The sequence below is a fragment of the Intrasporangium sp. genome, from assembly GCF_032907665.1.
Classification (GTDB): domain Bacteria; phylum Actinomycetota; class Actinomycetes; order Actinomycetales; family Dermatophilaceae; genus Intrasporangium.
Genome location: NZ_JAJJPG010000182.1, coordinates 1 through 5404, shown reverse-complemented (window position 1 = coordinate 5404; position 5404 = coordinate 1). Strand labels below are relative to the sequence as shown.

Genomic DNA, 5404 nt, shown 5'->3' with positions numbered 1-5404 from the left:
TCGGCCCCGAGCCGATGACGAGGACGCTCTTGATGTCGTCGCGCTTGGGCATCAGGCGTCCACTCCTCGGGCTTCGCGTGCTCGTTGCTCGGGTGAGGTCCGGCCCGTCGTCATCAGCGAGACGAACCGATCGAACAGGTATGCCGCGTCGTGCGGTCCCGCGGCGGCCTCGGGGTGGTACTGCACCGAGTAGGCCGGGACGTCGAGACATTCGAGCCCCTCGACGACATCGTCGTTGAGGCAGACGTGTGACACGCGTGCGCGGCCGTAGGGCGTGTCACTGACAGTGTCCAGGGGTGCGTCCACCGCGAAGCCGTGGTTGTGCGCGGTGACCTCGACCTTCCCGGTCGCGCGGTCCATGACGGGCTGGTTGATCCCGCGGTGGCCGTACTTGAGCTTGTAGGTGCCGAAGCCGAGGGCGCGTCCGAGCAGCTGGTTGCCGAAGCAGATGCCGAAGAAGGGTACGCGTGCGTCGAGCACCTCTCGCAGCAGGTGGATCTCCCGCTCTGCGGTCGCCGGGTCGCCGGGTCCGTTGGAGAAGAAGACCCCGTCCGGGCCGCCTTCGCCGACCGCCATGACCTCCTCGAAGGTCGATGTGGCGGGCAGGACGTGCACCTCGATGCCCCGCTCGGCCATCAGCTCCGGGGTCATCTCCTTGATGCCGAGGTCGAGCGCGACCACGGTGAAGCGCTTCTCGCCCTTGGCCGGCACGACGTAGGGCTCCGTCGTCGAGACCTCTTCCGCCAGGGCCGAGCCGGCCATGGCTGGCGCGGCCCTGACCGCGTCGAGCAGCTCGGGCTCCGGGCGGGCGGCGGCCCCGCCGCTGAAGACTCCGACCCGCATGGAGCCCTGTTCGCGGAGATGGCGGGTCAGGGCGCGGGTGTCGATGTCGCAGATGCCCACGACCCCCTGGTCGCGCAGCTCGTCCTCGAGATCGCGGGTGGCCCGCCAGCTCGAGGCCCGCAGGGCAGGGTCCCGGACGACGAAGCCGGCTGCCCAGATCCGGCGTGACTCGCCGTCCTCGTCGTTGACGCCGGTGTTGCCGATGTGGGGGGCCGTCATGACGATGACCTGTCGGTGGTAGCTCGGGTCGGTGAGCGTCTCCTGGTAGCCGGTCATCCCGGTTGAGAAGACGGCCTCGCCGAGGGTCTCGCCGACTGCACCGTAGGACAGGCCGCGGAAGGTGCGCCCGTCCTCGAGGACGAGCAGGGCGGGCTCACGAATGAGCCCGGTGCGGCTCGGAGGTTGCAGCATCACGGCAAGGTCTCCATCACGGTCGTCTCGGTGCTGTGGCTGACCGTCCCGCGGTGGATGGTCGAGTGGACCGCGCCGCGAAGGGTGCGTCCGTGCCAGGGGTTGTTGCGCGAGCGGCTCAGGCTGAGGTTCGCGTCGACGGTGACCTCTCGGTCGGGGTCCACCAGGGTGATGTTCGCGGGTGAGCCCGGCTCGAGCGGCCGGCCCTGCTCGGTGAGGCCACCGATGCGCGACGGCGTCGTCGACATCACGCGCGCGACCGCGGCCCAGTCGAGCAGGCCCGGTCGGACCATGACGTCGCTGATCACGGCGAGTGCGGTCTCGAGGCCGAGCATCCCGAAGGCCGCATCGACGAAGGCGTGCTCCTTGTCGTGCCGGGCGTGCGGCGCGTGGTCGGTGGCGACGACGTCGATGGTGCCGTCGGCCAGGCCGGCACGAAGGGCCTCGACGTCCTCCTTGGGCCGGAGCGGCGGGTTGACCTTGTAGACCGGGTCGTAGCCGACGAGCAGGTCGGTGGTGAGGGCGAGGTGGTGCGGGGTGACCTCAGCCGTGACGTCGATCCCCTGGGCCTTGGCCCACCGGATCACCTCGACGGTGCCGGCAGTCGAGACATGGGCGACGTGCACCCGCGAGCCCGTGTGTCGGGCGAGCATGACGTCCCGGGCGACGATCGACTCCTCTGCGATGCCTGGCCAGCCGGGCAGGCCGAGTCGGCCGGAGAGCTCTCCCTCGTGGCAGCAAGCCGCAGAGCCGGCCAGACGCGGATCCTGCGAGTGCTGCGAGATGACGCCCCCGAAGGGCTTGATGTATTCCAGTGCTCGACGCATGACCCGGGCGTCCTCGACGCACCGGCCGTCGTCGGAGAAGACCCGCACTCTCGCGCGCGAGCGGGCCATGAGGCCGAGCTCGGCGAGCTCGGCGCCCTCGAGCCCCTTCGTCACCGCCCCGACCGGCACCACGTCCACGAGGCCGCAGGCCCGGCCGAGGTCGAGGACGCGCTCGGCGGCCTCGGCGGTATCGGTGACCGGGTTGGTGTTCGCCATGGCGAAGACGGCCGTGAAGCCTCCCGCGGCCGCGGCCGCCGAGCCGGTGGCGATGGTCTCGGCGTCCTCGCGGCCCGGCTCGCGCAGGTGCACGTGCAGGTCGACGAGCCCCGGCAGGGCGACGAGCCCGTCGGCGTCGAGGACCTGGGTCTCTGCGGAGGCGGTCAGCGCCCCGACCTCGCGGATCACGCCGTCCTCGACGAGGACATCGGCCGCCTCACGGCCCAGCAGGCGGGCGCCCTTGATCAGCAGGCTGCTCATCGGAGCGCTCCTTCGGTCGTGACGGTGCCCGCGGCCCCGTCGGTCTCGTCGGCCCCGTCGGTCTCGTCGGCCCGGTCGCTCTCGTCGTCGCTGCCGGCGAGGAGGTGGTAGAGGACGGCCATGCGCACGGCGACGCCGGCGGAGACCTGGTCGAGCACGACCGACTGCGGGCTGTCGGCCGCCTCCGGAGCGATCTCGAGGCCGCGGTTCATCGGTCCCGGGTGAAGGACGAGCACGTCGGGGTTGCGTGTGACGAGGCGGTCGAGTCGCTCTCTGGTCAGCCCGTAGCCCACGGTGTACTCGCGGGCCGTGGGGAAGTAGCCCCCGCTCATCCGCTCGCGCTGGACGCGGAGCATCATCACCGCATCGACCGCGTCCTCGCCCTCGAGGACCGCGTCGAGGTCCCACGACGTGGCGAAGCCGTCGGTCTCGCTCCACGCCTCGATCCCGCTCGGCATGAGGGTCGGCGGTGCCACGACGGTGACCCTCGCCCCGAGGGTCGTGAGCGTGATGACGTTGCTCCGGAAGACGCGCGAGTGGGTGAGGTCGCCGACGATGACGACGTGCTTGCCGTCGAGGTCGCCGACGCGCGTCCTCAGGGTGTAGGCGTCGAGCAGCGCCTGGGTCGGGTGCTCGTGCATGCCGTCGCCGGCGTTGATCACCGAGCAGCGCACCCACTGCGCGACCTGGTGGCAGGCCCCGGAGGCGCTGTGCCGGATGACGAGGGCGTCCACGGCCATGGCGTCGATGGTCTGGGCGGTGTCGCGCAGGCTCTCCCCCTTGGAGGTCGACGAGCCCTTGGCCGAGAGGTTGATCGTGTCGGCCGACATCCACTTGCCGGCGATCTCGAAGGAGGAGCGGGTGCGGGTCGAGTCCTCGAAGAAGAAGTTGATGACGGTCCGACCGCGCAGCGTCGGGACCTTCTTGACCTCGCGTCGCTGGAGGTCGTGCATCGACGCCGCCGTGGCGAGGATGTCCTCGACCTCGGTGCGGGTGAGGTCGGCGGACGAGATGAGGTGCTTGGTCACCGGCTCTCACCCCCGCTGATCCGCACGACGTCGAGTCCGTCGACCTCGGAGAGCCTGACGTGGACGCGCTCGTCGCGGGACGTCGGGAGGTTCTTGCCGACATGGTCGGCACGGATCGGCAGCTCGCGGTGGCCGCGGTCGACGAGGACCGCGAGGCGCACGGCGCGCGGCCGGCCCAGCTCGGACAGGGCGTCGAGGGCTGCCCGGATCGTGCGGCCGGAGTAGAGGACGTCGTCGACGAGGACGACGACCTTGTCGTCGATGCCGTCCTCGGGGATCCGCGAACGGTGGGCCGCCCGCACCGGCTGCCTGCGCAGGTCGTCCCGGTGGAGGGTCACGTCGAGCTCGCCGACCGGCACCGCGACGCCCTCGACCGCCTCGATCGCCGCTCCGAGGCGCTTCGCCAGGGGCACGCCCCGGGATGGGATACCGAGCAGGACGAGGTCGGTCGCGCCCTTGTTGCGCTCGAGGATCTCGTGACCGATGCGCCGCAGCGCTCGGGAGATCTCGTCTGCGGTGAGGACGTCTCTCGCGTCCTCCGGGGTGCTCGAGCTCGGTGCGGGCACACTCAGGTCAGGGCAGGTCACAGCCGCTCGACCTCCTTCCCCGCCTCACAGGACGGTGGTTAAAGGATGTCTTCCGCCGCGAGTGTAACCGCCACGGCACGGTACTCCGTGCAGCGACCCGGTGCGTGGACGGCGAGTCGGCTCGGTCAGGGCATGAGGGAGGCGGCCAGCGTGCCGCCGAGCTCGAAACAGCGCTCGCGGACGGCCGCGTCGAGCGGCCCCGTGACGAGCACCGGCTCGGCGGCGAGGCGCCACGACAGTCCGGTCGCGATGGACTCGATCGCGCGGCGGGCACCCTCGACGTCGTTGTTGCCGTGCACCCAGTAGCCGAAGGGCAGGCCCTCGCGCGCCTGGAGGGTCGGGTAGTAGATGCCGTCGAAGAAGTGCTTGAGGGCGCCGCTCATGTACCCGATGTTGGCCGGCGTCCCGAGGAGCACACCGTCGGCGGCGAGGACGTCGCTCGCCGTCGCCGACAGAGCGGGGTGGGCCTCGACCTCGACGCCCTCGACCCCCTCGGCGTGCGTGCCCGCGAGGACGGCCTCGAGCAGCTCCTGCATGGCCGGCGACGGAGTGTGGTGGACGACGAGAAGGCGGGCGCTCACCAGGCCACCGTATGCCGCGAAGCCGGCTCCGCGGCATACGACGACGCCGCAGGCAACGGGCACACCACGCGGGGCTATCGGGAACTCGGGGGCGCAGGGCCGCCGGGGCCGTGAGCCCCCGAGGGGTCAGACGATGGTCGCCTTGACCTCGGACAGCCGGGCGAGCAGACCGTTGACGAAGCTGGGCGACTCGTCGGTGGACAGCTCCGTGGCGAGAGCCACGGCCTCCGAGATCGCGACGGCGTCGGGGATCTCGTCGTTGAAGAGGACCTCCCACGCGCCGATCCGGAGGATCGCCCGGTCGACGGCGGGCATCCGGTCGAGGGTCCAGCCCTGGCTGTAGTCGGTCAGGGCGGCGTTGATGTCCTGCCAGCGGGCGACGACGCCCCGGACGACCTGGGCGGTGTAGGGGTTGTTGCCGGCGCGACTGTCGGGATCGGGCAGCCGCTCGTCGAGGAGCGCCTCCGCGTTGAGCCCCCGCTGGTCCGCCTCGAAGAGGATGTCGAGGGCCCGCAGCCGGGCCTTCGTGCGTGCAGACACGGATTCAGCCGCCGACCGGGCCGAGGGCACCGAGCTCAGTCATTGACGCGTCCGAGGTACGACCCGTCACGCGTGTCGACCTTGACCTTCGTGCCGGTCTCGAGGAAGAG

At 71.2% G+C, this 5404-nt stretch carries 6 protein-coding genes and 1 pseudogene; all 7 read right to left on the bottom strand.

Annotated features, from left to right (window positions below):
• Window positions 1-51: 51 nt before the first annotated feature.
• Window positions 52-1254, bottom strand: a complete 1203-nt coding sequence (gene carA / locus LOY02_RS17590; RefSeq protein WP_317183669.1) for a glutamine-hydrolyzing carbamoyl-phosphate synthase small subunit — start codon at window positions 1252-1254, stop codon at window positions 52-54.
• Window positions 1254-2558, bottom strand: a complete 1305-nt coding sequence (locus tag LOY02_RS17585; RefSeq protein ID WP_317183668.1) for a dihydroorotase — start codon at window positions 2556-2558, stop codon at window positions 1254-1256. The genes carA and LOY02_RS17585 overlap by 1 nt, the downstream gene beginning before the upstream one ends.
• The gene (locus LOY02_RS17580) at window positions 2555-3586 is read right to left on the bottom strand and encodes an aspartate carbamoyltransferase catalytic subunit (protein WP_317183667.1); all 1032 of its coding nucleotides are present in this window, start codon (window positions 3584-3586) and stop codon (window positions 2555-2557) included. Before LOY02_RS17580 ends, LOY02_RS17585 begins: the two co-directional genes overlap by 4 nt.
• Window positions 3583-4173: a bifunctional pyr operon transcriptional regulator/uracil phosphoribosyltransferase PyrR gene (gene pyrR, locus LOY02_RS17575; RefSeq protein ID WP_317183666.1), complete on the bottom strand. Its 591-nt coding sequence runs from the start codon at window positions 4171-4173 to the stop codon at window positions 3583-3585. The genes LOY02_RS17580 and pyrR overlap by 4 nt, the downstream gene beginning before the upstream one ends.
• A 125-nt stretch (window positions 4174-4298) precedes the next feature.
• Window positions 4299-4754 (bottom strand): flavodoxin, encoded by a 456-nt coding sequence (locus LOY02_RS17570; RefSeq protein ID WP_317183665.1) that lies wholly within the window; start codon window positions 4752-4754, stop codon window positions 4299-4301.
• A 126-nt stretch (window positions 4755-4880) separates the two neighbouring features.
• Entirely contained in the window at window positions 4881-5294 is a 414-nt protein-coding gene (nusB, locus tag LOY02_RS17565) for a transcription antitermination factor NusB (RefSeq protein WP_317183664.1), read from the bottom strand.
• Window positions 5295-5329: 35 nt separating this feature from the next.
• Window positions 5330-5404 (bottom strand): annotated as a pseudogene (locus LOY02_RS17560) (elongation factor P); the annotation flags it as partial.